19 protein-coding genes are annotated in these 25931 nt (G+C 38.3%); all 19 read right to left on the bottom strand.

Annotation, left to right across the window (positions count from 1 at the left end; all coding sequences use genetic code 11):
* Positions 1-40: 40 nt before the first annotated feature.
* The 19 genes from V7K79_RS20390 to V7K79_RS20480 all read right to left on the bottom strand — a co-directional run bounded on the left by V7K79_RS20390 (position 41) and on the right by V7K79_RS20480 (position 25828).
* The gene (locus V7K79_RS20390; RefSeq protein ID WP_335049812.1) at positions 41-2515 is read right to left on the bottom strand and encodes an S-layer family protein; all 2475 of its coding nucleotides are present in this window, start codon (positions 2513-2515) and stop codon (positions 41-43) included.
* Between the two features lie 486 nt (positions 2516-3001).
* The gene (locus tag V7K79_RS20395) at positions 3002-3169 is read right to left on the bottom strand and encodes a CopG family transcriptional regulator (protein ID WP_094348841.1); all 168 of its coding nucleotides are present in this window, start codon (positions 3167-3169) and stop codon (positions 3002-3004) included.
* 500 nt (positions 3170-3669) lie between these two features.
* Positions 3670-5010, bottom strand: a complete 1341-nt coding sequence (locus V7K79_RS20400) for a DUF4910 domain-containing protein (RefSeq protein ID WP_335049814.1) — start codon at positions 5008-5010, stop codon at positions 3670-3672.
* A 127-nt stretch (positions 5011-5137) separates the two neighbouring features.
* On the bottom strand, positions 5138-6073 hold the full coding sequence (locus V7K79_RS20405) for an NAD-dependent epimerase/dehydratase family protein (RefSeq protein ID WP_335049816.1): 936 nt from the start codon (positions 6071-6073) through the stop codon (positions 5138-5140).
* A 43-nt stretch (positions 6074-6116) separates the two neighbouring features.
* A complete protein-coding gene (locus V7K79_RS20410) occupies positions 6117-7001 on the bottom strand; it encodes a hypothetical protein (protein ID WP_335049818.1) in 885 nt (294 codons plus the stop codon).
* 321 nt (positions 7002-7322) lie between these two features.
* The gene (rfbC, locus tag V7K79_RS20415; RefSeq protein ID WP_335049820.1) at positions 7323-7880 is read right to left on the bottom strand and encodes a dTDP-4-dehydrorhamnose 3,5-epimerase; all 558 of its coding nucleotides are present in this window, start codon (positions 7878-7880) and stop codon (positions 7323-7325) included.
* 39 nt (positions 7881-7919) lie between these two features.
* On the bottom strand, positions 7920-8573 hold the full coding sequence (locus V7K79_RS20420; protein ID WP_335049822.1) for a PIG-L deacetylase family protein: 654 nt from the start codon (positions 8571-8573) through the stop codon (positions 7920-7922).
* On the bottom strand, positions 8570-9367 hold the full coding sequence (locus tag V7K79_RS20425; RefSeq protein WP_335049823.1) for a sugar phosphate nucleotidyltransferase: 798 nt from the start codon (positions 9365-9367) through the stop codon (positions 8570-8572). Before V7K79_RS20425 ends, V7K79_RS20420 begins: the two co-directional genes overlap by 4 nt.
* A gap of 38 nt (positions 9368-9405) precedes the next feature.
* On the bottom strand, positions 9406-10671 hold the full coding sequence (locus V7K79_RS20430; RefSeq protein WP_335049825.1) for a class I SAM-dependent methyltransferase: 1266 nt from the start codon (positions 10669-10671) through the stop codon (positions 9406-9408).
* Between the two features lie 19 nt (positions 10672-10690).
* Positions 10691-11719, bottom strand: a complete 1029-nt coding sequence (locus V7K79_RS20435; RefSeq protein ID WP_335049827.1) for an NAD-dependent epimerase/dehydratase family protein — start codon at positions 11717-11719, stop codon at positions 10691-10693.
* Between the two features lie 3 nt (positions 11720-11722).
* A complete protein-coding gene (locus V7K79_RS20440; protein WP_335049829.1) occupies positions 11723-14266 on the bottom strand; it encodes a glycosyltransferase in 2544 nt (847 codons plus the stop codon).
* Positions 14267-14316: 50 nt separating this feature from the next.
* Positions 14317-16959: a tetratricopeptide repeat protein gene (locus tag V7K79_RS20445; protein ID WP_335049831.1), complete on the bottom strand. Its 2643-nt coding sequence runs from the start codon at positions 16957-16959 to the stop codon at positions 14317-14319.
* A 386-nt stretch (positions 16960-17345) separates the two neighbouring features.
* Positions 17346-18596, bottom strand: coding sequence for a calcium-binding protein (locus V7K79_RS20450; protein WP_335049833.1), 1251 nt, complete (start codon positions 18594-18596; stop codon positions 17346-17348).
* 110 nt (positions 18597-18706) lie between these two features.
* On the bottom strand, positions 18707-18877 hold the full coding sequence (locus V7K79_RS20455; RefSeq protein ID WP_335049835.1) for a hypothetical protein: 171 nt from the start codon (positions 18875-18877) through the stop codon (positions 18707-18709).
* A 6-nt stretch (positions 18878-18883) separates the two neighbouring features.
* Positions 18884-20146 (bottom strand): nif11-class peptide radical SAM maturase 3, encoded by a 1263-nt coding sequence (locus V7K79_RS20460; RefSeq protein WP_335049837.1) that lies wholly within the window; start codon positions 20144-20146, stop codon positions 18884-18886.
* Between the two features lie 67 nt (positions 20147-20213).
* Entirely contained in the window at positions 20214-20642 is a 429-nt protein-coding gene (locus V7K79_RS20465; RefSeq protein WP_335049838.1) for a Nif11 family protein, read from the bottom strand.
* 231 nt (positions 20643-20873) lie between these two features.
* On the bottom strand, positions 20874-23840 hold the full coding sequence (locus V7K79_RS20470) for a tetratricopeptide repeat protein (RefSeq protein ID WP_335049840.1): 2967 nt from the start codon (positions 23838-23840) through the stop codon (positions 20874-20876).
* A 531-nt stretch (positions 23841-24371) separates the two neighbouring features.
* Positions 24372-24605, bottom strand: a complete 234-nt coding sequence (locus V7K79_RS20475; RefSeq protein ID WP_335049842.1) for a hypothetical protein — start codon at positions 24603-24605, stop codon at positions 24372-24374.
* A 434-nt stretch (positions 24606-25039) separates the two neighbouring features.
* Positions 25040-25828 (bottom strand): peptidylprolyl isomerase, encoded by a 789-nt coding sequence (locus V7K79_RS20480; protein WP_335049844.1) that lies wholly within the window; start codon positions 25826-25828, stop codon positions 25040-25042.
* Positions 25829-25931: the final 103 nt, after the last annotated feature.

A 25931-nucleotide genomic window follows, 5' to 3' on the forward strand; every position in this document is an offset into this window, starting at 1 on the left:
TTTTTAGTTAATGGACTTGGTTACAGAATTTTTGGGCAAATTAACTTTTTGGAACAGCTGCACAAGTTAAAAGCGGCTGTATATGTGCAGAAGATTGTGCTGCAATTAACTCAACTTTGCCGTTAGCGTTGCGCTGCCAAGAAGTGGCTTCAACTAAAACTTGCGGTGATGCTGGAATTTTGGCATTTAGCTCACCCGTTTTGTGGTAGGCAGACAAATCTCGCACATCGTCCCAAGGGCGATCGCTCGTCAGTTGTTGATTGGGATTTTCGGGCACACCACCTCGTCCCGTTGCCACAAAGCGACTGCGTTCACTACCCGAACAACCTGTGGCAATCTGCTGTGATGGATCGATAACATTTGCTGGTAGTTCTACTAAACCTGAATTTGGATCGACACCGATGGTATTAACTTGAACTGTACCGCTAACCCCAAATTGGGAACTGGCGGTGATGTCATTCTCTGGTGTCAGTTGGGGACGAAACTTCAGTCCGAAAAGCCCTTGGGTGCTGATTTGGATATTGCCCCCCCGACCTTTTATAGCACTAGCAATAATGTCACTGTTTTCTAAACCTACAACGATGGGAGTATTGAGCGTGATATTACCACCATCGCCTGCTTCCTTAGCTTCAACAGAAATTTTGCTATTACCGCGCATGAGCAATAGTCGTTGAGCATTGAGCATTAGGTTTCCTCCGTTGCCGGATTGTGTCGCTGCGGAAATCGTTCCGCGATTAGTCAGGAGAATCGAGTCTGCATAAACCTCAAAATTACCTGCATTACCCGTACCCTCATTTTTTACTCCTACGTCGCCTCGATCCATAACGCGCAATTGAGGTGTCATTAATATTACTCCTCCTGCATTACCACTGGGAGATTCAGGTAGTTGATAAATTGTACGGGTAACAGGATTGAGGCGTAGTGCATTAGATCCAATACTGCTACTCACAGTGCCATTTAGTGATGCGCCACTGACCTCAATGAAGTCTGAAGCCACAATCTTCACATTGCCAGCATTTCCGATTGCGCCAGTTGATGAGCTAACAATGCTGCCATTTTGTACTCTAAGTCGCGCGGTTGTAATGGTCAGATTACCAGCATTTCCAGATCCTACTGTTGATGATGCCAGAGTGCTAGGGAGCAATGTGAGGTTATTAATTCCAGAAACGTCTATCGAGTCTGAGGCATCAATTTGGACATTACCACCATCGCTAGTTCTCAAAGCAACAGACCCAATACCAGCGCCGTTAGTAAGTGTCAGTTTTTGCGTCGAAAGAGTAAGATTTCCCCCTTTTCCAAAACCTGCTGAAACTGCCTGAATTGATGTAGTTGTAAAAGGATTGACAGAGTTAAATCCAATGCCTGAAATGGACTCAGAAGCCTTGACTACAATATTTCCACCTTGACCCGAACTAAAATTTTGAGACTTGATTTGCCCTCCATCCCGCAGCAGCAATTGCTTAGTTGAAATGGTAATGTTTCCACCCTGTCCGCTCCCAACTGTACTGCTTGCCAATTGGGTGCTTGCAGTTCCCGCTTGATTTGTTCCTGCAAGGGTGAACAACCCTGTGGCATTTATTGTAATTCGATCCGATGAGAGGACACCTTGATTTAGAGTGCTAACAACCGAACCTTCCGAAAGGCTGATATTTTTTCCTTGCATTTGAATGGCACTACTTCCAAGCCCAAAGCCAGATATTTGTGCCTGCTGAGTCAATTGAATATCGCTTAGTTCGCCAACATTAGAATAATCAAATGTCCATCCCTGACTGGTGGGACTGAGGCGAACTTCCCCTGATTGGACACTACCGAGTTCGATGGAGCCATTGACGGTATTGAGAACGCCACCTGCTATATCAATATTATTTCCTAACAGAGCAAGGGTCTTTCCAGAACTCACTTGTAAGCCTAATGGATTTTTAACGATACCATTGCTCGAGTTTTGTAGAGCGATGCCTACGGCAGGCTGCGCCAACGCGCCTGAGTTTTGCCCAAACTGCAAGCCAACTGGTACATTGATCGTCAACAGAGGGGCTGCTGTAGTGTTGCTGGCACTAAACTCTATCCCATCAGCAAACTTAATGCTATTTGCAGTAGTACCAACAAACGATCCACCAATATTCAGTTGGGCATTGGGGCCAAAGACAATGCCACTAGGATTGATCAAAAATAAGCTAACAGGGTTGTTGCCGTTGATGGTTTGAATCACGCCATCAATGTGAGAAATACTATTTCCTGTAACCCGACTGAATATAGTAGATATATTAGGTGTGTTGACTAAATCAAAAATGGCTGAAGTGTTTGTGGGAACAGTAAACTGCTGGAAACTGTGAAATAAGTTACTGTTGGCGGCACTACCGTTAGTAATGGTGAAGTTTTTACCGCTTTGGGAGACGGTAGTATTCAAGCTGCCATCGGGAGTTACTTGGGCGTTGGCAAAGCCGCACCAAAGTGGCATTACTATCAACGGCACTATTCTACTGCATAGACCCAAGCAAACAGAGGTCATTGTCATTGTCAAGCCTTTATTTATACCTTGTATTTTAGGTTGCCCAAAACTGAATAATTTTGAACCCTGAATACCAATTCTCTAAAATGAGGCAACTCATTCAAACCCCTAAACTCAGATATAGTCTAGCTTTCTTAATTACGAATTACGAATTGGTATAATAAGGTGATAATGGCCAAGGACGACTATAACAAAAACTTTCACAATCTCATTTAGGATTGCTATAGCAAGAGCATCTTGATTCAGAATTATACCTTTTTTCAATTACTTTCATATTCTTAATTATGCAGGTGTATCAAGATGATTGCACTATATTCAAAGCAAAAGTCAGAGCGAAGATTTCCCCGGCTCTGAACTTTGTAAGAGAGTATTCTTATTTAAATTCCCTAACTTTAGTTATCGTGATTCACTGTTAGCTGATAACTGTTAAGCAGCATATTTCACTGATAAATTAAGATGTATTTATCCTGTTTGATTTTTTTGCAGTCTGATTCACGAGGTTTCAGATGCTTTTTCATCTTTAGGATAAAGAGAGCGAATTAACTCCCGAATTACATCAGTTGCTGGTCTACCCGTTGTTGAACAGTATTGTTCAAGCTTCTGTGCCTCACCTGATGTGAGATTGATTGTAAGTCGTTTAACAGCCCATTTCTTATTCATGTACTAGACAACGTATGTTTTTAAACTACTTCTCTAATATCAATCATCTAAACTGCTCTTACAATGGTATAAGTAAGGACATTTAGTTCAAGTAATCATGAAGTTAAATAGGGTATTTTTCTAAGCAATAGTGAAGAGATGAAGTATATTCTAGATTATAAAGTTAAGCTCTTTTCCAGGCAGTAATTATAAATATAATGTAAAAATAATATTAAATATATCAATACACAATAAGTATTTTCACAGAATAATTGAGGATAATAATATAGAAAAATTTGGCAGCCCTAGCAAATAGAATTCGCTGCTACAGACACCAAACCCACCTCCAGGGGTTTTAAACCAATACAGTGCAGTTAGGGTCAAAAACCTTAAACTGTGTAGGTTGGGGAGCCACTGTGTCCTTGGGGTTTCCCGACTTGTTCGCTTTTAGCGACTTGATAAGAAGGACTTGCCTACAATTGTGTCGTAGCGAATTTCAGTTTCCCAATATTTATTCAAACTTAGTTAGTTTTAATTGTTAATAAGTCATGTGTTGACAATGTATCGGCAGCAGATTTAATTACATCAAATGACATTCCCGACTTTTCTGCAATATCTAATAGAGTATGCTGACCGTCAGATAAATTTAAAACCCACAGGATTGCCATTTCATTTAGCCCGCTATCTTTGTTACCACCAACTGCCCGATATATTCCTCTTTTACCTAACTGTGGCTCACATTTGGGATTTTGGTTGTAGTAGATTTCGTTATTGTTGAGGATATGCAACATCGAATGACATTGAAAGAATGACTCACCTAGATATTGGGGTTGAACGAAATTTAAATCATCTGCTGAGGTGTGGTATTCAGGAAAACTACCATGAGGCGATCGCATGAAGCAACCTACTGCTAAATTAAATCCAGGTGAGCAATATTGTCGCTCATCATAGCCATAGGGGAAAAAATCTATAATTTTGTGATCTTGTTTTGAGTTTTTGAGTACATAAGCGGCAACTTTATCAATTTCAGTGTCACCTCTACGGCTTTTTTTGTAGGTAAAGTTGCCTGAATCTCCTAAACAAGTTAATACCAAGCCATGTTTAATATTATTGACTTTAGCTTCATTGAGAGCCAACCATGTAATTGAACCAATGGTTCCGGGAATCCAAAGGAATCGATAGGAATATCTTGGTGTAGTTTGACTTAAATATTTAGCGATAAAAGTAGCGATCGCAATTCCCGAAAGATTATCATTACACAGTGAAGGATGACAGGCATGGCATGAAATCAAGACTTCATCAGTACTGTCCCCTGGAATATAATACTCGCCATAAGTCAAATAACCTGGTTTTAGGGAAGAATCAATACATACTTCATATTCCTCATCTTTTAGTTGCAAATACTGGTTGTGAGTGAGGCAAAAACCCCAACTTTCTTTGTAATATGAAGTTCGGTAAGGAATCCAATTAGGATAATCGGCAAGTGTAAATAGATGTGATTTAAGTTCTTGAAGAGATAATTTTTGATGTATGGGAATACTATAGTTAACAACGTGCAAATTTGAATTAGTAAAATCTACAACTTTTTCACCTTGATAGTTTTTAATATAGGCATCTTTAATATTCCATTCATTAGGAACTGTCCAATCAAATACTTCTGTTCCTGTCGGCACTTCATGACTTGACAAAGGAATATACTGCTGGAGAATTTTTAAAGTTTCTCTAAAACCATTACCTGTAATACTACGACAAATGGGATATAAATCAGAAATTAGTTGGTAAATTTCTCGACTGATATCTTTTAAGTTAAAAGAATTTTTTAGCTCAACTAAATTAATATTTTGAAGTTTATCTGCAACCATAAGTATAATCCTTGTTATATCATGTCCAGCCAATTAGTTATGATTCCCAAATCTATTCAGAAACCCAAAAAACCTTCCCCTCTGCTCCTCTGCTGCCTCAATGATAAGTCTTTAACCGAACATGATATTAACTGGTGTATTCAATCTTTTCTTGATGTTTTGTATACCAATTTACAGTCAATTCTAAACCCTTCTTTAAAGGAATTGAAGGTTGCCAACCCAGTTTATCGTATGTATAAGCCGTATCAGCTACTCTTATTCTTTCCATCGGTCGCTCAGGTAAAGCACCAAATAGTGGCTGGATCTGAGGGTTGACCAGATTAACAAGCTGGGACACAACTGCATGAATGGGTACTAGTTCTCCCGAACCTAAGTCGAATGTACAACCTTCTACACTAGGAACTTGTATTGCAGCGAGAAGTCCTGCAATCACATCATCGATATAAATCCAATCAACTAGACGCTTTCCACTACTAAGTTTTGGAGCTTGCTCTTGCAACAAGGAAAGAATAACAGAAGGAACAATCTTATACACATTTTGCCCTGGCCCGTAGGTCATAAAGGGTCTAACAAGAACTACAGGTGTTTGATAAAGTCGATGGAACATCCGACCATAAGTACTACTAGCAAATTTAGCAATAGCATAAGGAGAAGAAGGAACTACTTCCGGACGATCTTGTTCTGGTTCTTCTAAAGAAGCTATTAACACAATGCGACTACAGCCAATTTCAGCAGCTATCGTCAATAAGTTAATAGTACTAGTCAGTAAACTGTAAAAGGTAGGCAATATGAATTCTAGATTAGGAACTGCTGTCACAAGACCGGATAAATGAAAGATTACGTCAGGTTTAATGTTGTAGAAAAGATTTTGAACAAACTTAATGTCTTCCATGTCACCGTGCCACCATCGCAAGCAGCTGATATCAGAAGTATGAAAACTGCGAGAAACAGCATGTACTTCTGCACCATTGTGGCATAAATGACGGATTAAATGAGATCCGAGAAATCCGCTAGCACCTGTAATCAGTATTGTTTGTCCAGACAAGTTTTCAACATAGTTCACTATTTATTGCTCACATACTGGAGTTTGGAAAACAAAAGTTATTTTACAGGAGATTGTTTGTTGTAGACATCAACAATGTGTCAGTAATCGGGCAGAAGTCAGTGCCTCGTAAGAAGTCGCCTAAAGAAGTTCCTGTACAAGCTGAATCAATATTTGGCGCACCCTTTTTAGCTATGACATCATCAAAATGTACAGTTCTAAAGTCAATACTGAAACGGGTATAGCCTGATGTATTGGGAATAGTGGAGTGCATCTGCGCTCCTGAAAAGAGAATCATACCACCGACTTGTGTAATTAACTGCAATTGCGGCTCCATTTCTAAAGTTTCTTGGGCATGGGGTTGCTCGCGCGTATCTGTTTTAATGTGCTGTGCCGCATTTTTGCGACTTTCTTTAATCCACTGAGCGTAGTCATAATCTCTTGAGCTATTCTTAACTGGTTGACTCCAGTAGCGCGGATGGAATGCCATCGCATTCTCTGGGGTAATATCGTAGACAGGAATCCACCAGTTGATTTGGCATTGAGGAGCAGAGTACCAGGTGTCACGATGAGGATGAAAAGCGTAAGCAATACCAGCAGTCAGATAGCGATCGCTGGTTGCTGTTCTCAGGCGAGGTACATCGAAATAGGTTTTATTCAAGTCACATCCACTTTCTTTCAAGATGCCTTGAATGAGTTGTTTAGATTCAGGGTGATGGATAAAAGCTGGCTTTAGTTGTGCTAAAATCTCAACGTATTTTTCTACAGACAAGCTATGTTGTGCTTCTCTTGGATCTAAAGGAGCAAACGCTTCTTCAACCAGACTGCGAGCAAAATCACATAAAGCGATCGCACTGGTGCAAGGAGAAAAGACAAACACTTGTCCATTATAAAGATGCTTGCGTCTGATTTCATCACTAAAAATCGAATCAAAATAAATTGTATTCACTTCGCCTCTCATTTGCTGTAACAAAGTTTGAACACAGTGTTAAGTATGAAACTCAAAATTGAATTTTTCAAATTTTGATTTTCCGTGTCTGTGCACCTCTGTACGATCCTAATCCTAATATTTACTCAGCAACTATATATAGCAGTCTTAAATCATTTGTGAAAATTATATATCTCTTTGTTTTTTCTTCCCTTTGCGTCCTTCTTTAACAAGAAGCTGTGCGTTGGCGGAGCCTCTCCAAGAGTTGGCGGTTTGTTTCCTTATCTATATTTTTCACAACTCCTGCAATAATTGCTATATTTTAAATTGATCTTAAAAGTCTTACATCATTGTATGCGTTACAATTTTTTTCGATTCAAATAAATTCCAAGCCCGATCTTTATCTGAAATTTCAGTCACAGATAGAGGCCATTCAATATCAAAAACTGGGTCATCATAGCGATACCCGCTAGCATATTCTGGTGCATAAAAGTCACCCATTTGATACATTACCTCCGTCTCATCGCTCAGAGTTTGAAAACCGTGAGCACACCTATCTGGGATATAGAGAGCAAGACGATTTTCAGCAGTTAACTCTATACCAATATGAGATAAATAGCTAGGAGAATCTGGACGTAAATCGATAATTACATCATAAATAGCTCCCTTGATACAACGCACCAATTTTGTTTCCTGAGAAGGAGGCATTTGATAATGCATACCCCGCAATGTTCCTTTTTTATAGTTAAAAGATAAATTGCATTGGGCGATAGTAGGTTTTAAACCACGAGCTTGAAACTCCTGAGTGCAGAAACTCCGAGCAAAAAAACCACGAACATCTCGCTGCAACTCTAAATCAACAATAAATGCTTCTTTTATTTTAGTTTCAGTGAATATCATAAATTTACAAACTTGAGATTAAATTCAAATTCTAATTTCTTAGAAAAATATTTTGCGACAATAAAATGCTTCTGCATATTTACTTGGTGAATTTGATTCAATCCCGCGAATTCTGAGAATTGAACGAAAAGTCTCTTCTGTAAACCACTGCTTATTATTCTGGGTAGCAAACGCATCCAAAATATATTGAATTTTTCGACAGCAGAGTGTTTCATTTAAATGGACAAAGAAATTAGGAATACCCAAATCACCATCATATTTGGGTATTTCATATTCTAAAATTAAATGATTTCTAAAGGTATTCCAAGTCAAGTCAGAAATTAAGCGATGATCTTGATGGCGATCGTCTCGATGATGAGTAAAGATTATATCTGGGGAAAATTCTTGCTTCAACTGTTCAAAGCATTCCTTAACCTCTATCCCTTGAAAAGGTAGAAAGCCATCTCGAAAATTTTTAATGATAATTTTCTTGACTGGGATTTCTTTTAAGAAGAGACTAGCACTTGCAGTTGCTTCCTCTGCTCTTTGCTCATTGGAACTAAAGACAACCCAATAGATAACAACATGTTGATAATTTTCTATCAGCTTTAAGATTGTGCCTCCACAACCAATCTCGATATCATCACAATGAGAACCGAGACAAAGAATTTTGTACTCAGATTCTTCTGTCTTATTCAACTTAAGTTGGATCATACATGGTCAACTTCTAATTGTTGATCTCCCCAAACTTCCCAAGGTCTTTTGCCTTGAGCATACATATCATCCAACTGTTGTTTCTCTTTAAATGTATCCATTACTCCGAAAAAGCCAGTGTATTTATATGCAAAAAGCTCTTCTTTGGCAATCAATCTTTGAAAAGGTTCAAGAACAAGTTCTTCACCATAATTTATATAATTAAAAATCTCTTTTTTAAAGATAAAATATCCTCCATTAATCCAAATATCACGTTGTTTTACCTCTTGGATATTTTCTACCAAGCCATCCTCGTTCATATCAACTAGGTGAAAACTTTGGCTTGGTCTAACACACAAAAAACTACCGATTTTATCACGTTGATAAAAATTATTAATATACGTTGGTAAATGTAAGTCTGTCAAACCATCACTATAATTAGCTAAAAATACTTCTTCTCCTTCTAAATATTTTTCTACTGCTTTGAATCTTTCACCAATATTGGCAGTTAAGCCTGTATCTACAAATGTAATATTCCAATCTTGAATATCTCGATTAAACAACTGAATTTGGCTACCGTTGGAAAGGGTAAAGTTATTTGAAAGCCATTCATTGTAATTCAAAAAATAGCTTTTGATTAGGTCAGACTTGTAACCAAGACATAAAATAAAATCTTTGTGTCCATAGTGAGCATAGTATTTCATGACATGCCATAATATTGGTCTATAACCAATATTTACCATTGGCTTAGGAATGCTTTCTGAATATTCTCTCATTCTGGCTCCTAAACCACCACAAAATAAAACTACTTTCATCTTAATTACCCCTTTTGGACGATAAAAATATTAAATACTTAAGAATAAACATTAACTTCAGGAATTGGTACAACAAATTGACCGCCCCAATCCCGAATGTAAGCTATTTGTGTCATAATTTCATTTTTCAGATTCCAGGGCAAAATTAGTATATAGTCAGGCTTTGTTTCGGCAATTTTGTCTGGATGAAAAATCGGAATATGAGTTCCTGGTAAAAATTGACCCTGTTTATAAGGATTACGGTCTACTGTATAGTCAATAAAATCTGTGCGGATACCGCAATAGTTTAAGAGAGTATTTCCCTTACCTGGAGCACCGTAACCAACAATCGATTTTCCCTCCCGCTTAACTTCGATCAAAAAATCTAATAAGTTGCGTTTAGTTTCTTTAACTTGTTCTCCAAAGGAAAAATAATATTGTAATTGTGTAAAACCACCCGCCTCTTCTCTATTTTTTAGTTCTGATACTTGGTCACTAATAGGTTTAGAAAAATCTTCATTATGGCGTGCATAAATTCTCAAAGAACCACCATGAGTAGTTAGTTCTTCTACATCAAAAATTGTCAAACCGTGAGCAGCAAAAATCTTATCTACGGTAAGAAAGGAAAAATAAGAGAAATGCTCATGGTAAATAGTATCAAACTGATTTTCCTCGATTAACCGCATTAAGTGGGGAAATTCCATAGTAATTACACCATGCGGTTTGAGGATAATTTTCATTCCTTTGACAAAATCATTGAGATATGGTGTGTGAGCAAGGACGTTATTTCCGAGTAATAAATCTGCCTGTTTGCCCTTAGCAACTTGTTCTTTTGCTGTCTCCTGACCAAAAAATTTGACAACTGTAGGAATACCTTTTTTAATTGCTACCTCAGCAACATTTGCTGCTGGCTCTATTCCCAGCGCCGGGATGCTTTTGGCAACAAAGTATTGCAGCAAATAGCCATCATTACTAGCAATTTCTATTACTTGACTTTCCTGGTTTAATTGGAAACGTTCTACTACTAAATCAACATATTTTTTGGCGTGTTGTAACCAGCTATCAGAGTATGAAGAGAAATAAGCGTAATCGCTAAAAATATTTTCTGGACTAATGTATTCTTGGAGTTGAACTAAAAAACACTGATCACAAACATAGACATGCAGAGGATAAAATGGCTCTACTTCATTGAGTTGTTTGAGAGTACGATAACTTTCGCAGGGAGGAGACATACCTAAATCTACAAAGGTATGGTGTAACCCTGTCCCACAGAATAAACAGTTACCAGTTATTAATTGATTATTTGTTGGCTGTAGTAAATTCATAATTTATTATATGAAATTTTTAAACAGTCTGCCAGAAGAAATCTTGATTGATTTGCTGAGTGCGAATGAGGTATTCTAGTTGTTTCAGGCGAGTAAAGCCTCTAGACTCAAATGTTGCTTTATCCATATCAATTTGCTGGAAGACATTATATAGTTGTTGAGCACCGCGTTGGGCATTCCATTCACATTTGAATCCTGGTAAATTTTGGTTAATTTTATGAAATAAAACCCGATAACTGCGGTTGTCAGGATCGTGTTTACCAAAGCTCAATTTACAATCTGTAAAAACTTCTGCAACTATTTGAGCAATTTGTTTGACTTGATAGTTGCTATTTGTATCGCCAACATTGAAAATTTGGTTGTGAATTACATCACGCGGAGCTTCTAAGGTACAGATAATTGCTTTGCAGATATCCAATAAATGCACTAGGGGACGCCAAGGTGTACCGTCGCTGTTCATCTTGATTTCTTTAATTGTCCATGCCCAACCTGCTAGATTGTTTAAAACAATATCAAAGCGCATTCTCCCAGAAGCGCCATAGGCTGTAGCATTTCGGAGAAAGGTGGGAGAAAAGCTATCATCAGCAAGGAGTTTCACATCCTGTTCGACAAGTGCTTTGCATTTGGCATAAGCGGTTTGGGGATTGATGGTAGACTCTTCGCTAACGTAGTCTTCAGTGGCAAAACCATAGACACTGCATGATGAAGTATAGACGAAGCGTTGGATTCTGGCTGCTTTCGCCAGCTTCGCTAAGTGTACTGAGCCTTTATGGTTGATATCGTAGGTGATATCAGGGGCTAACTGACCTAAAGGGTCGTTGGAGAGTTCTGCCATGTGAACTATTGCTTCCACACCTTGCAGGTCTTCTATTGTAATGTGGCGGATGTCTTTGTTGAGGGTTTTGGCAGTTACCTTAGTGCTGTTATATAGCCAACCTACTTTATAGAAGCCAGTATCTAAACCAATAACTTCATGACCTTCTTGGATCAACAGAGGAGCTAATAACGAGCCAATATAACCTTCAGTTCCAGTTACAAGTATTTTCATATCCTATGGTGCGATCGCAATTTGTCCGGGTTTTAATTCAGTAGGAATATTGTCTACAGGTGCTGATAGCAACTTAGCAATGATTTCTTCGCGTAGGGGAGCGGCTTCATCTTGAGTTAAGCAAGCAAATAACTTTGCTACTGCTTGTGGAGAGCGATCTATTTTCAAGGACTCTTGCAGTATAGACAAAGCTCCGGCGATATTGCCCACCTGGAGAGGAATTCCTGCCCGTGTCAGACAATAGTTGAAATTTTGGCTGCGAGCTTCGGCGGTAATCTTTGCGCGCTGCTCAATGGGAAAATAGGTATCAGAAATTTCAATCGCACGGTGAATAGCTTTTGGCATTTTTCCAGAAAGCCAATTTGTAGATGTCAATTTTTGGGTATGTTCGCGATAACGTGCCAAAATTCCTGGTTCGTACCACCAATCGTAATTAGCAGCATAGCGTTTAAAGATTTCCCAATCAGAAATTTCAGTTAAGTCTGGGTAATGCCCTCCTAATTGTTCGTAAGCAGTTCGACGAATGACTATTGCAGGTATGGTTACTAGACCACAGACACCAATCTGGGACAGCCAATTTGTCATGATGCCTCTGTATTCTCCATACAACGAAACTACTTCTCCAGTGTTGATCGCTTCTCCTTTTTCGTTAATATATTCAAAACCTGTACAACCAACCCCGACTGTATCTGGGCAAGTTGCAAGACTTTGCTGGAGGCGTTCATAAAAACCTGGAAGTACACAGTCATCATCATGGAGAACATGCACCCATTGACCGCGACTCAGGGCAATCCCGGCGTTATAATTTCTCGCTCCACCAATATTTTCTTGATTGCGGTAGTAGCGGATTACTCCTCCCCCAATACTGTTTACGAGATCAAACAACGGTGGTGTACTGGCATTATCCATTACCAGAATTTCCATCTGCTCTGCGCCAGGCCATTGCACTAAGACGCTAGCTAAACATTCAAGAAGATAATCGGTGCGGTTATATACCGGAATCACTACAGTCCAAAATGGTCGAGGTTTCTCTGAGTCTGTTACAGGTGGAATTGCTGGAAACTGATAGTCGCCAACAGTAACCTCATCTTGAGGAATAGGGGGAGTAACGAGCATTTCTTGAGTGATGCCAGCATCAAAGTAAGCAGATACAGCTTTAGCATAGTGAGGATTGAGTAAAGTTAATGCCTGACGATACACAGAAATTGCTTCTGCTCTGTTGTTTTGAGCTTGGTAAACCTGACTCAAACGGATGTAGATTTTCCAGTTTAAGGGATTAAGTTTCAGGGCTTGTTCATAAGAGGCGATCGCTTCTGACCATTGAGCTTCTTCTTGCAGGCTATTGCCTAAGCTATAGTATAGCTCTGGCAAATTTGGGTCAAGAGCGATCGCTTGACGATAATAATTGATTGCTTTCTTGAAATCCCCTGCGATTGTGCAAGAAAGTGCCAATTTTTGATTCAAATTTGCGTAGTACGTTTGTTGAGCTTTTGATAGTTTACCTTGCGCATTCAGGGCGTTGCCTAAATTGACTTTTGTTTCAGCACAGTTGGGCTGAAGTTCTAAGGCTTTTTGATAATAAGTAACTGCTTTATCAAACTTGCCTTGTTGTTCCAAGGTATAACTCAAGTTATTATATATTGCTACTAGCTTCGACTCTAGGGCTATAACATTAGGCAGAGAAGCAAAATCGAAATACAATATAAACTTTTGGTAAGGAATATTTTGAAAGTCTTTATTTTCTTGTTTAAATTTTTGAGATAATAAAACTAATTCTTTTTCTCTATTTTTTATCTCAATATCGTTCAATTTTTCTAAAAGCTCACCATCTAACTCTCTGCCGCCATTTCTCGAAAATGCGTTCTTTTTTAACCAATGTGTGTGCCAGAAAATAAAGCCTAAGTAATAAGGTGTGATTCCTTGAAATTGAATCGCTTCACAAAAAGGAATTTTTGCATTTTTATCGAAAATATATTGCGGTGAGACTGTCCAATATGCCACATCTCCATCACCAGAAGCAAGACATTTTAAATTTGTGTAGTAGTTGGGATCGTTTGGACGTTGATATAAGTTTACTCCTGAAAAAAATAAGGCTGTATTTTGCAGATGATTTTGCTTCAAATAATTATAAATAATTTCTAATTTTTCCGGAATTCCTATACAATCGCCATCGATATAAACGCAAATTTTATACTGCGTCTGACTGAGACCAAAATTAGAATAAAAAACGAAAGAATGAATGTCGGTTACATCCAATTCAACTTGTTCTTTTGTACAAAATGAATAGACGTGAGGTAAGTAATGAAAAGCCCGTATTTTCTGAGGATGTTTTTGTATAAATGCCTCTATTATTTGAGGAGTTTTGTCTGTACACTGATGAAACACAATTACCAATTCATCAACATAATCAATCCAAGATTCGATTGTTAGAGCCAAAAACTCCTCTTCATTACGAACTCGCATTAGACCGCTGATACCATCTTGTCGATTTTGTGGCTCAAAAGATGAAGCATTTATAGTAGGATGCTCAACTTGATTAATTGACATAGTTTTTTAGTCCAAAACTAGAAAATTTTTGCTTTTTCCTAAACAAGTCTTTATAAAGGAAGTGAGATAAATCTTGAGGCAATTTCTTCACGTAAAGGAGCTGCTTCTTCTTGTGTTAACCACCGGAATAACTTTTCCACTGCTTCTGGGCTACGATCTATTTTTAAAGCCTCTTCTAACCCTTGCCAAACTCCAGCCATATTCCCAGCCTGTAAGGGAATTATCAGCGATTCTAGACAATAAAGAAAATAATGACTCCGGGATTGGGCGGTAATTTGTGCCGAGTATTCAGTGGGAAAATAACTCTTTGAAATTTCAATTGCACGGCGGATAGATATCATCTGCTTCCCCGAGAGTAACAATTCACTCGTAACATTATTAGCATGTTGGCGGTAACGAGCTAAGATTTGTGGTTCATACCACCAATCGTAAACAGAAGCAATGCGTTTATAAACTTCCCAATCACTTGTATAGGTCAGTTCAGGATGATATACGCCCAATTGTTCATGCGCTTCTCGACGAATTACTACCGCAGGCATATTCAATGAGTTACTAATTCCAATTATTTGTAGCCAATTTTGAGCAATTCCTTGCTGATCTCCATAGACTTGTTGGCTAAAAATTACTTCTCCTTTCTCGTTAATATTTTCATAACCTGTAAAAGCGGCTCCTACAGAATCTGAACACCCTTCTAGACTTTCTTGTAGCCGGGAATAAAAACCTGGAAGAATATAATCATCATCGTGCAGTAAATGAACCCAATGACCGCGAGTTAGAGCAACTCCGGCATTCCAATTTCCTGGCAGACCGAGATTTTGCGGATTGCGATAGTAGTTGATTATGCCTTGTCCAATACTATTCACCAGTTCAAATACTGGGGTTGTACTAGCATCGTCCATGACGATGATTTCCATCTGTTCTCCTTGCCATTGAGCCAACACACTGACCAGGCATTCGAGTAGATAATCTGTGCGGTTATATACAGTTATTACTACACTCCAGAAAGGGCGCTTGCTTATATCATTTGCTACGGTTGGAATAGTTGGAAAGCTGTATTGTCCTACAATTACCTCTTTTTGGAGAATTGAAGGTGTGACTGGTGCTTGTTGAGGAATTTTAGCATCTTCATCAGTTGCTAATGCTTTGGCATAGTGGGGATTAATTAGCTTTAACCCTTGTCGATAGGCAAAAACTGCTTTTTGGTCTTGGTTAAGTTGTTGGTAAATTTTACCTAAATTGAGGTGTGCTTCTCCATGCTTGGGATTAAGTTCTAAGAGTTTTTGGTAGGATGCGATCGCCTCTTTTAATTTCCCTTGTTCTTGCAGCGCCAAAGCCAAGTTATAATGAGCTTCTAGAAAATTTGGTTGTAGTGCGATCGCTTGCTTGTAACAAGTAACAGCATTTTTCAAATCAAAAGCTTTTTTCCGGGCAACACCCAATTGATTATTTAATTGTGCATAGTAGATTTGTTGATTGCTAGAGAGCTTACCTTGAGCGTGTAACGCATTGCCCAAATTAGCCTCTGCCTCGATAAAGTCTGGTTTTAACCTTAGAGCTTTTTGATAATAATTAACTGCTTCTTCAAATAATCCTTGTTGTTGCAGAGTATAGCCCAAGTTGTTGTAAATTGGTAGTGAATTAGGTAATAAAACTAAAGCTTGTCGATAAGCTTTCTCGGCTTCGGGAAACTGTTCTTGAACTAAATACAAATTACCTAAACTGAACCACGTTTTCACAGAATCTGGTTGAACTTGTGAAGCCGCACTTAACCACTGTTCAGCAGTTTGAAGTTGCCCCATCTGCTGCGCCAACATCCCTAAACCATATAAAGCTTCAGGGTTATCAGGTTGTTTTTCCAGAACTTGACTATATAGTTTTTCTGCCTCCAATAAACGAACGCTGGGATTAAGTTCTAAGAGTTTTTGGTAGGATGCGATCGCTTCTTCTAATTTCCCTTGTTCTTGCAGCGCCAAAGCCAAGTTATAATGAGCTTCTAAGAAATTTGGTTGTAGTGCGATCGCTCGTTTGTAACAAGTAACAGCATTTTTCAAATCAAGAGCTTTTTTCCGGGCAACACCCAATTGATTATTTAATTGTGCATAGTATATTTTTTGATTGCTAGAGAGCTTACCTTGAGCGTGTAACGCATTACCCAGATTAGCCTCTGCTTCGATAAAGTCTGGCTTTAACTCTAAAGCTTTTTGATAATAATTAACTGCTTCTTCAAATAATCCTTGTTGTTGCAGAGTATAGCCCAAGTTGTTGTAAATTGGTAGTGAGTTAGGTAATAAAACTAAAGCTTGTCGATAAGCTTTCTCTGCTTCGGGAAACTGTTCTTGAACTAAATGCAAATTACCTAAACTGAACCACGTTTTCACAGAATTTGGTTGAACTTGTGAAGCCGCATTTAGCCACTGTTCAGCAGTTTGGGGTTGCCCCATTTGCTGCGCCAACATCCCTAAACCATACAAAGCTTCAAAGTTATCAGGTTGTTTTTCCAGAACTTGACTATATAGCAGTTCTGCCTCCAATAAACGATTGTCTTGTTGCTGGTAAACTGCTAGTTTAAGGATTTCAGCTACTTCTGTTTTATTTATTGATTCAGCTTCATCATTGTCATCTGACTGATGCTTTTGCACTGCAATTTGAATAAGATATTTAACTTTAGATTGTGAAATACTCGTAGCATCCATAATTATGTAGTATTTATAACTATATTTAATTTGATATTAGATTGTTATAGATTACTATAACTTCAGAATGATAGGTGATAACTAGATCATAAAATATTTTATCTATTTTTGCTTGTATAAACTAATGTTATAGATTCTAGATAAAAGAGAGATTTTGTCAACAGTATAGTCTATAAGAAAATCCTTAAATTAGTAATTAAAAATTACAATCTCAAGTAATTTTAATGCGTACAATATAGGAGTTACTCTTGGCAAAACCTCTCCCAGAAAAGGCATCGACATTTGTTTTGCACAATCAGATTTTTTATTCACCTAACTGTTTTAACTGAGATGCTTGTAAATCAGAGTCTATTAGGGAATGAAACAAGCAATTAGCCTTAAGCAAATTATATTACCGAGCTGATGTCACTGGCACTCAGGTTTGAAAATAGTATGCTTTCTTGAGGATTATTAGACGAAGACAAAGACAAAGAATTTAAGGTGAGAAGAGCGCCATCCTTGGTATCTGTTATTTTACCTTGACTTCCCCAGCCATCTAATACAAGTTTATCAACACCAACCTGGAAATCTTGAATAACATCAAAGTCTTTTTTAAACAAGCTATCGGTACGTTTGAAAGTAAATGTATCATTACCATCGCCACCAACTAAGACATCATTACCACCATTACCATTGAGAGTATCATTGCCTTTACCGCCATAAAGTGTATCATTGCCATCGTCACCATTTAGCAAATCATTACCTTGGCCAGCGTCGAGGACATCATTACCTCTGTTTCCAGATAGCTTGTCATCTCCCAAGCTAGCATAAAGTTTATCATCCCCTGTAGTTCCCCTCAGACTATCCTTGCGAATTGTGCCATAGATAACATCTGTACCCAGGTTGCCGATTAAAGTATCTCCTGCCAATTCAACAGAACTAGTATTAATTTTGACTATGGTTAGATTGGTATTGCGATTAAAATTCCGCTCATAAGTACCAACAGCATTACCATTTAAGAAGTCAGTACCATTGTCACCATCAATATCAGAATCTTTATCACGACTGTCGATTGTGACATTGCGACTACGACCAAATTTTAAATCCCCAATCTGATCAGAGGAGATTAATTTACCCTGAATGCCAAAATAATCTAAAACTTTGGCCTTGTTAGGATTTGTGGTATCTAATACCAAAAAAGTGGTTGTAGACTGACCCTTGTTATATTCAACGTCAGGATTTTCAATTTCTTTAGCTGTTAGTTCTAAATCTGCTGAAAAATCAAAAGAGAAGCTTTGATTACGGCCAACCGCAAAACTAGCAAGTACCTTTGCTTCGCTGTCGGAAGTACCTTCAAACTGACCACTTAATCCAACGACAGCAGCCTGAGTGAAAAGTGATGAAAAAGTTGGGTCAAAACTTGCTTTAGCCTCAGCAATTGCAGCAGTTATGCCACCTTCAACTAATGTGTCTGCCTGGGTAGCCGTTAAAATGCTTGCAGTACCTTCACTATAGTTAGAAAAAGTAGCATCTCCTTGAGCGCTAACAAAATTAGGACTAGGATCGGGCTTGGGATCGGGCTTATTATTGAGATTAACTCTACCATTGAAAGAAAGTAATTTTTGAGGTGTCAGTCTTAGACTTACTCTTGATGCCATAAAAAACCTGTGTTGATTTTGTGAGTTAACAAATTTGCGCGTAAATATTCAAAGAGTAATTCTCTCCTAATATTTACGAGCTAAATCTCTCGATATCCCTAATGATCCTGTCAGCTTTTATCCAGGACTTGCTTTGCTTTTAACAGCACTTTTAAATAGCTTAATTGACTATTCCAAGCTGAACGTGGAAGTAGTGGGATTTTCTCTGCTTCTTGAGATGGTAATGACTCAAAGTCAGTTTTGTTTTCTGAAATTGTGGTATTTTCTGAATTTTCTGCCATGATTTACTATCTGACAATAGAGTAATGAAATTCAGGTTCTTGTTGCCAACTTTCCGACCACTGAATGCTGTCAGCAGTAAAGTGTAATCGGTCGTTTGCTGGCAATAAAGTATCTGTAGGCTCGACAATTAGCTCAAATTCGCCATTATCAAATGGCAATCCTTGCGCCTTTACTTTGGGAACTACACGCTCTCTCATACCTTGTTTGGCATGAACAAGAGCGCGATGATGACAGTAAGGATTATTACCTCTTTTATCAAAGAAAACATGGGCAGTCCAACTGCAACCCCCACGACAAAGTTCAGCATATTCGCAAGTTTTACAGAAACCCCACAGGTGTTTTGTGCCTTCAGGTGTTCCTGCTCCTAGATTGAAGCGTAGTTCTTCTGTACTTTCGATAATATCATGCAAAGTCTGTTCTCGAATATTACCACCTGTATAGGCAGTAGTCGGTAGTGAGGGACAACCCTTAATCGCTCCGTCAGCTTCAATTCCCAAAGTGGAGAGTCCTGCACCGCAACCTTGCCAAAATGAGAAGTCATCCTCCTGTCCCCGTCCTCGTAACAGTCGTTCATAAGGGCCGTAGTAACCAATGTTATTTCCCGCCTGAAGTTGCACGCCTTCTTGGTAAGCACGACGCGCCACACGGGCAAGCATGGGGTAGATATCTAACAGTTCATGGGGTTGGAGGAGGATATCTGCGTTATCAGCTGCATTTCCCATTGGTACAGTTAGCTGAATTTGCCAAGCACGAGCACCAGCATCACGAATGCACTCATAGATGCAGGGAAACTCTGGCGCTGACAGGCGGTTAATTTGGGTGTTGCAACCAAAAGAAATACCCACTTCTTGCAGATGACTCATGGTTTTAAATGCATATTTCCAAGAGCCTTTCTTTCCCCGCAGGCGGTCATGAGTTGCTTCCAAGCCATCAATAGAAACAGAAACGCTACGAATTCCCGCTTCCTTCATTTTTTGGGCGGTTTCTAACGAAATGCCATAACCGCCTGTAGTCATACCACATAACATTCCTGCCTCGTTGATTGCTTTGGCAATTTCCAGCCAGTCTGGACGCAGAAATGCTTCACCACCAATGAGAGTAACTTCTTTGATGCCAACTTCTGCCATCTGTTTGACGAGATCCAAAGCTTCCTCTGGGGAAAGTTCTTTGGCGCGCTCATGTCCTGCACGGGAACCACAGTGACTACAAGCTAGATTGCACTTTAAGGTAATTTCCCAAACTGCGTAGCTTTTGCGGTGATATGTCATAGATTAACTCTCAATCTCAAACCTCAAAATAAACTAACGCATTCTATTTTTTCATCGTTTTATCGAGTTATTGTACTTCTGTTTGACTAATAAATTTTCCATATAATGGTTGTGGTTGTATAGGTGGGTTTGGCTTTGGATTTGGTTTAGGAATCCATTTACATTTACATTTAATTGGTGGTTTTTCACATTTATCATCGACAGGTAGAGGTGAGACTATAACTCCATACAATGGTTGAGCAACTGCGTTTGTAAGCCCACCAAAGGCTCCTACTAATTCCTCTTCACTAAGGTCGTCAAACTGACCTAATTCTTTTAATTCCAAGATTTTAATAGAGGCTGTTTCAAATTCTTCTTGAGAAAAATTATAGCCACCTTCTTCCATAACTTTTATCACTTCGTCAATTTTATCGTTCATCAATTGGGTGTAAAAAGCTTCGTCTTTAACTAGTCTGATGATGAACTCTTTAACTTTCTCAAAAATTGTTAATGACATAATTTTTGCTGTGTTGTTATGGTGATTGGATTTTTTGTTTAAGTTGAGATTAATGGCAATTGGCAATCGCGTGAGACAACCAGTTGAGCCAGAAAATTTTAGTGAGTCAATTTATGTAACTTTTTATTCCTAAGTTTGGTAAATCTCTCCTAATTTGATATTGGCTTTTTGGTGTTAGGGATTGAACTCCAAAGCTTTTTGATAGCAAGCGATGTCTACGACGGGCTACGCTTACACTTCTTCTAACTTTCCTTGTTTTTGCAGTATCACCCCCAAGTTATAATGGGCATCTACTAAATCAGGCTGTATTGCGATCGCAGCTCGATAGTAAACAACAGCAGTTTGCCAATCATCTGCTTCTTGGTGGGCAATGCCCATCTGATGATTCAATTCAGCATAATAGGCTTGTTTTTCTATCGAAAGCTTCCCTTGGGCAAAAAGTGCATTCCCTAAATTGATTTTCGCTTCTATGCAGTTGGGCTGAAATTCCAGAGCTTTTTGATAGGATGCAATTGCTTCCTCCCACTTATCTTGTTGTTGCAAGGTGTAGCCCAAATTGTTATAAATTGTCCCTGCATCTGGTCGCAAAGCAATAGCTTTTCGGTAAGCTGCTTCAGCTTCTGGTAACTGTCCTTGACCTTGAAGCAAATTGCCTAAACTAAACCAAATTTTCACAGAGTTAGGCTGAACTTGCGAAGCTGCACTCAAATGCTTTTGAGCTTCTTGCAACTCACCTTTCTGCTGGGTCAGCATCCCTAAATTGTATAATGCTTCTGAATAGTCTGGTTGTTTTTCAATCACCTGACGATATAGCTGTTCGGCTGTGTCTAGGCGATTAGCTCGATGATCTTGAAGTGCAAGTTGAAAGAGTTCAGCAACTTCTTCGGCGTTAAATTGTCTTGGTTTATTAACCAGTTGCAAAATAAAATCTTCCAGCGCTCTGACTGGCTTTAAATCGCCGTATAATTTATGTTTATTTTCTGCAACTTGCTGGGAAATATATTGGCGATATTTAGCATCTTTCCCTAGACGGATGGCGATTTGGACGTATTCTGATTTATTTGAAGCGATCGTCTCTTCTATACCCATCATCTGCAAAATTGCCAGAGAATGCCGCGATCGCATCAATTCTCCTGGTAAAGTTACAACTGGAATATTATGAGCAATAGATTCGAGCGTAGAGTTACATCCAGACCAACCAATACTATCTAAGAAGACATCTGCTAAAGCTGTAGTCCCGGCAAATTTCCTGTCATTCAGGAAAGACAAAAACAAACAATGATTTTGATAATTTAACCCTAATGCTGCAAAAGCATAGTCTAAACGCTGGCGAAATCTTTCTGTTATTTCTTCACTTTTGCTTTTAATAAACACAAACTTAGAATTTACTAATTCTTTAGCAATAGAAGGGAAAACGTCATCATGATTGGGCAAATATTTATATAATGACTGACAACACCAGAAGAAAATATCATCTTCTTTTAAACCTATATTTGGCTTCTTAATTTCTTCAGGTTGAATTGTTAAAGGTATGTAATGAATAGAGAGATTGGGTAATCTCACTAATTTTTCTGTATAATGTTCTTGAGCATTTTCTGGTTCCATTAAGTCACTGCTCAAGTAATAGTCAATTGTCGGGAGTCCACTAGTTTCGGGGTGTCCCCAAGATGTCATTTGAATTGGTGCTAATCTCAAACAACCCAGCTTGAGCGTCATTAAATCCATCCCAAATTCTGGAAAAATCAGGATATGTAATTTATCCTTTGTTATTACCTCACACCATTGTTCAGTTGAGCGAACACCTTGGACAAATTTATCAAAAGCCTTGGTGGCAGTTATTGTTGAGTAATCTTTTCTGTCCCCGGTGTAATAACCAAATAATTCAAACTCACTTCGATCTATATTTTCTACCCAACCTTTAATCGGGATTTTCCAATTGGAATGACTAGATAAAAACCCAGAAATAATACCAATACGAACCTTTTGATTTTTATCTAAATTTGGCAGAACAAGCGGCTGGCAATCTTGGGGATAGCGACTCGACATAATCTGGAAAATCATTTCCCCATAAGTTTGCTGTAAATCTCGATCATTTAAGCCTTGGTATGTCAAATAAAAAGGTTGAAATGTTCCCACAGCCTCAGATGCTTTTACCCGTTCTTCCTGATTAGTTAATTCATAATATTTAGCTAAATTTTGCAAATACTCTTGATACTGATTTCGTCTGAATGCAATTTCATCAACATTAGAATAGATAACTGGTAATTGGCTCATACAAGCACCAAATTTGGCCAGATCATAGTTTGGGTTCACTTTGACGGCTTGCTCAAATGCCTGGACTGCTGCTTCTATTTGGTTATCATCTCTCAAGACTGTTCCTAAGTTGCAATATATGTAATCAATATCAGGTCGAATATTAATAGCTTTTTGATAAGATTCTATGGCGGCATCAAATTTATTTTGTGCCCTGAGAATATTTCCCAAGTTGTTATAGGTGATTGCAAAATCAGGTTGAATGCTTAAAGTTTTTTCATAAACTTCTATTGCTTCTGCAAATTGCCCTTTTTCCTGGAAAAGATACCCTAAGTTGTGATAGGCGTAATGATAGTCTGGTTTAATTTCAAGTGCTTGTTGGTAAGAATCGATCGCATCATTGAATCGTCCTTGTTTTTGGAGTACCTCTCCTAAATTAGTATAAGCTGATGCCATATCTGGCTGTAATGCAATAGCTTGGCGATAATATAATTCTGCTATCTTGAAATCGCCTACTTGTTGCTTACCTAAAGCAAACTGCTCATTCAACTGTGCGTAGTGGACTTGTTCTTCTGGTGAGAGCTTGCCTTGAATGTGGAGAATATTATTGATATTGATTTGTACTTCTATGCTGTCAGGGAGAATGAAGAGTGCTTTTTCATAACAGGCGATCGCTTCTTCTAGCTTACCCTGTTGTTGCAAACTAAACCCCAAGCTGTTATGTATTGCCCCTACTTCTGGCTGTAATTGCAAGGCTGCTTGAAAAAACTGTTCTGCATTTTGATATTGTTCTCGTTGCTGTGCCAGCAGACCTAATCCATATAATGCTTCTGACTGCTGGGGATCTACGTCTATAATTTGACGATAAATCTCTTCGGCTTGGATGAAGCGCTTGGCTTGGTGATATTGACTTGCAAGTTGGAGAGCATCAGGAATTGTCGTCACGTCGCTTTGCTCCAAATTCAAAATTAACAATCCCCATAAACAAACTTAGGAACTTGTATCCTTTTATTTATGAGTCATAATTTATACAATCAATTTTATTTAATATGTTTTTTGTTCCTATCTCTGCAAGTAACTCAAGCTTTTAAAACTTATAACTGATATCGATTGATATTATGTCTACTTGATTACTTGCTAAACTTAATTAACAGGAATTTTACTCTTCTCTACCTTTCGAGGGTCTAGGAGAAGCTTAAGACTAGGTAAAGTATTCCTCTTATGACTATTAGCCCAGAGTTTTAATTCAGGGCGGACAAACAATGCAGACTGCAAACTGCATTGAAGATTAAATTTACAAAATTTTATTGCGGAAACAGTTATTTAAGACTAAATAATGTATTTCGGGTAAAAGCCGAAGGCTCAAATGAGCTAAAGAGCCTCCGGTAATTTATCAATATACTAAGCTTTTGAGCATAATTCTACTTACAAAAGTATTAACTTTTGCAAGTAGAATTTAATTATTACTACTTCTTACTAGCTGGAAAAAGTAGAAGCATAGCTTGATGACGAAGCAGTAGCACTATTAGGAGTGGTGGTAGCGTTAGTAAAGGTTATAGCGATGTTGTTGACGCCGCCACTTGCTTTAGCATCTGCATCTGCTTGTGCAATGTTGGCGTATTTGATTTTAGGTGGCTTTGGCGCCTTAGTTGTACCACCAATAATTTCTTCCGAGGTAATTTCCAAGTAGTTAAGATCAGAAATGATCATTTGATTTCTCCTAAATTTTGTAACTGTTGTTGGGAATATTTGGTATAACCAATTTGTTTTATTTGGCTATACATCTAATATACTTTAATTCTCAAAAAAGTCAATGCTTTTTTTAAAAATTTATGATAAAAAAAACTAATGTATTTATGTTTAAAAATCATTACTATGTAGTTTTATTTTTATTCAGAAATATTGCATAAAAAGTTTAATCAAAAACTCTAACTATTTCTGCATAGCAAGAGTTATAGCTATTTAGTTTAATTTTTAAATAACGCATTAACAGCACTTTGTAGATATTTTCACAAAATCCTAAAAAAGAAAACATATTAAGTTTTGAAGTAAATCAAACTTATATCTGCAACATTTTTGAATACTCAAAAACTTTACCCATTAAAGGAGATATTTAGCCACAAAAACATTTGAAATCTCCTAAACTATTTATTTTTGGTGAATAACATATCTATTAATTCCTCTTGTGAACCGTCCAAGTCTATTTGAGTAACTATTTTCATCGTGGTGATTTGTTGCTTTAACCAATCAGAAAAGGATTCTGTAATGATTTTTTGGCGTAACTGTTCATCTAATTGAGGTTGAATGATTTCCTCTACCCAAATTAAATACACTCCTTTGGGAGTCGTTATCGGTTTTAGAGCTTCTGGTGGTGCAGTAGCAAAGACAGCGGCTGCAATCTCTGGACGAAAATCTTTGCGGTATCTGATTCCTTTGTATCCATAAGCACGACGGGCTTCTGGTTCTGAGATATATAGACGAGCAATATCTGGAAAATTGATTTCGCCTTCTTCTAGGGCATAAAAAAGCTCTAAAGCCAAGTCTCGATCCTCGAAGACAACTTCGTAGGTAACGGCGGCGATATAATCTAGCTGATGTTCGTAAAAATGCTTTTCCAGTTGATTGGAAAACAGATGATTCGCTAGCTTCCGCCAAAGGATGTTGTTGTAAGCTAATTCTTCAAACTGATCCACAGAGAGGTGGTGTTTTTCTAGCCATGACCAAGTGTCTTTAGCTTTGACAAGCTTTTTGGCGAACCTTAAGTTGTCTCCTTCTTGCTGTAGTTCTTCTGGGGTAACTGTAATTCCTGCCGCTTGAGCTGCTTCGGCAATAATACTTTGCGATGCGATCGCCTCCACAACAGCAGGTATCTGACAGGAGAGTTTCAAACTGTGAATGATATCTGAAGTGGAAATGTTCAGATTGTGGGGCATAACACGATATCTCCGATAATTAAGTGGATTGGGAATTGGGCATGGGGCACGAGCATTGATTATTCCTCCAGCCTGACTTGTCCTATTTCCTGATTCCAGTGCG

Origin of the sequence: Nostoc sp. (genome assembly GCF_036917575.1) — a bacterium.
Classification (GTDB): Bacteria; Cyanobacteriota; Cyanobacteriia; order Cyanobacteriales; family Nostocaceae; genus Nostoc.

Coding starts and splice junctions, on each gene's coding strand:
- V7K79_RS20480 (WP_335049844.1), bottom strand. CDS start 25,828: ATGCCCCACAATCTGAACATTTCCACTTCAGATATCATTCACAGTTTG.
- V7K79_RS20455 (WP_335049835.1), bottom strand. CDS start 18,877: ATGGCAGAAAATTCAGAAAATACCACAATTTCAGAAAACAAAACTGAC.
- V7K79_RS20430 (WP_335049825.1), bottom strand. CDS start 10,671: ATGAATTTACTACAGCCAACAAATAATCAATTAATAACTGGTAACTGT.
- V7K79_RS20475 (WP_335049842.1), bottom strand. CDS start 24,605: ATGATCATTTCTGATCTTAACTACTTGGAAATTACCTCGGAAGAAATT.
- V7K79_RS20435 (WP_335049827.1), bottom strand. CDS start 11,719: ATGAAAATACTTGTAACTGGAACTGAAGGTTATATTGGCTCGTTATTA.
- V7K79_RS20460 (WP_335049837.1), bottom strand. CDS start 20,146: ATGACATATCACCGCAAAAGCTACGCAGTTTGGGAAATTACCTTAAAG.
- V7K79_RS20420 (WP_335049822.1), bottom strand. CDS start 8,573: ATGATCCAACTTAAGTTGAATAAGACAGAAGAATCTGAGTACAAAATT.
- V7K79_RS20395 (WP_094348841.1), bottom strand. CDS start 3,169: ATGAATAAGAAATGGGCTGTTAAACGACTTACAATCAATCTCACATCA.
- V7K79_RS20400 (WP_335049814.1), bottom strand. CDS start 5,010: ATGGTTGCAGATAAACTTCAAAATATTAATTTAGTTGAGCTAAAAAAT.
- V7K79_RS20465 (WP_335049838.1), bottom strand. CDS start 20,642: ATGTCATTAACAATTTTTGAGAAAGTTAAAGAGTTCATCATCAGACTA.
- V7K79_RS20440 (WP_335049829.1), bottom strand. CDS start 14,266: ATGTCAATTAATCAAGTTGAGCATCCTACTATAAATGCTTCATCTTTT.
- rfbC (WP_335049820.1), bottom strand. CDS start 7,880: ATGATATTCACTGAAACTAAAATAAAAGAAGCATTTATTGTTGATTTA.
- V7K79_RS20445 (WP_335049831.1), bottom strand. CDS start 16,959: ATGGATGCTACGAGTATTTCACAATCTAAAGTTAAATATCTTATTCAA.
- V7K79_RS20450 (WP_335049833.1), bottom strand. CDS start 18,596: ATGGCATCAAGAGTAAGTCTAAGACTGACACCTCAAAAATTACTTTCT.
- V7K79_RS20390 (WP_335049812.1), bottom strand. CDS start 2,515: ATGACAATGACCTCTGTTTGCTTGGGTCTATGCAGTAGAATAGTGCCG.
- V7K79_RS20425 (WP_335049823.1), bottom strand. CDS start 9,367: ATGAAAGTAGTTTTATTTTGTGGTGGTTTAGGAGCCAGAATGAGAGAA.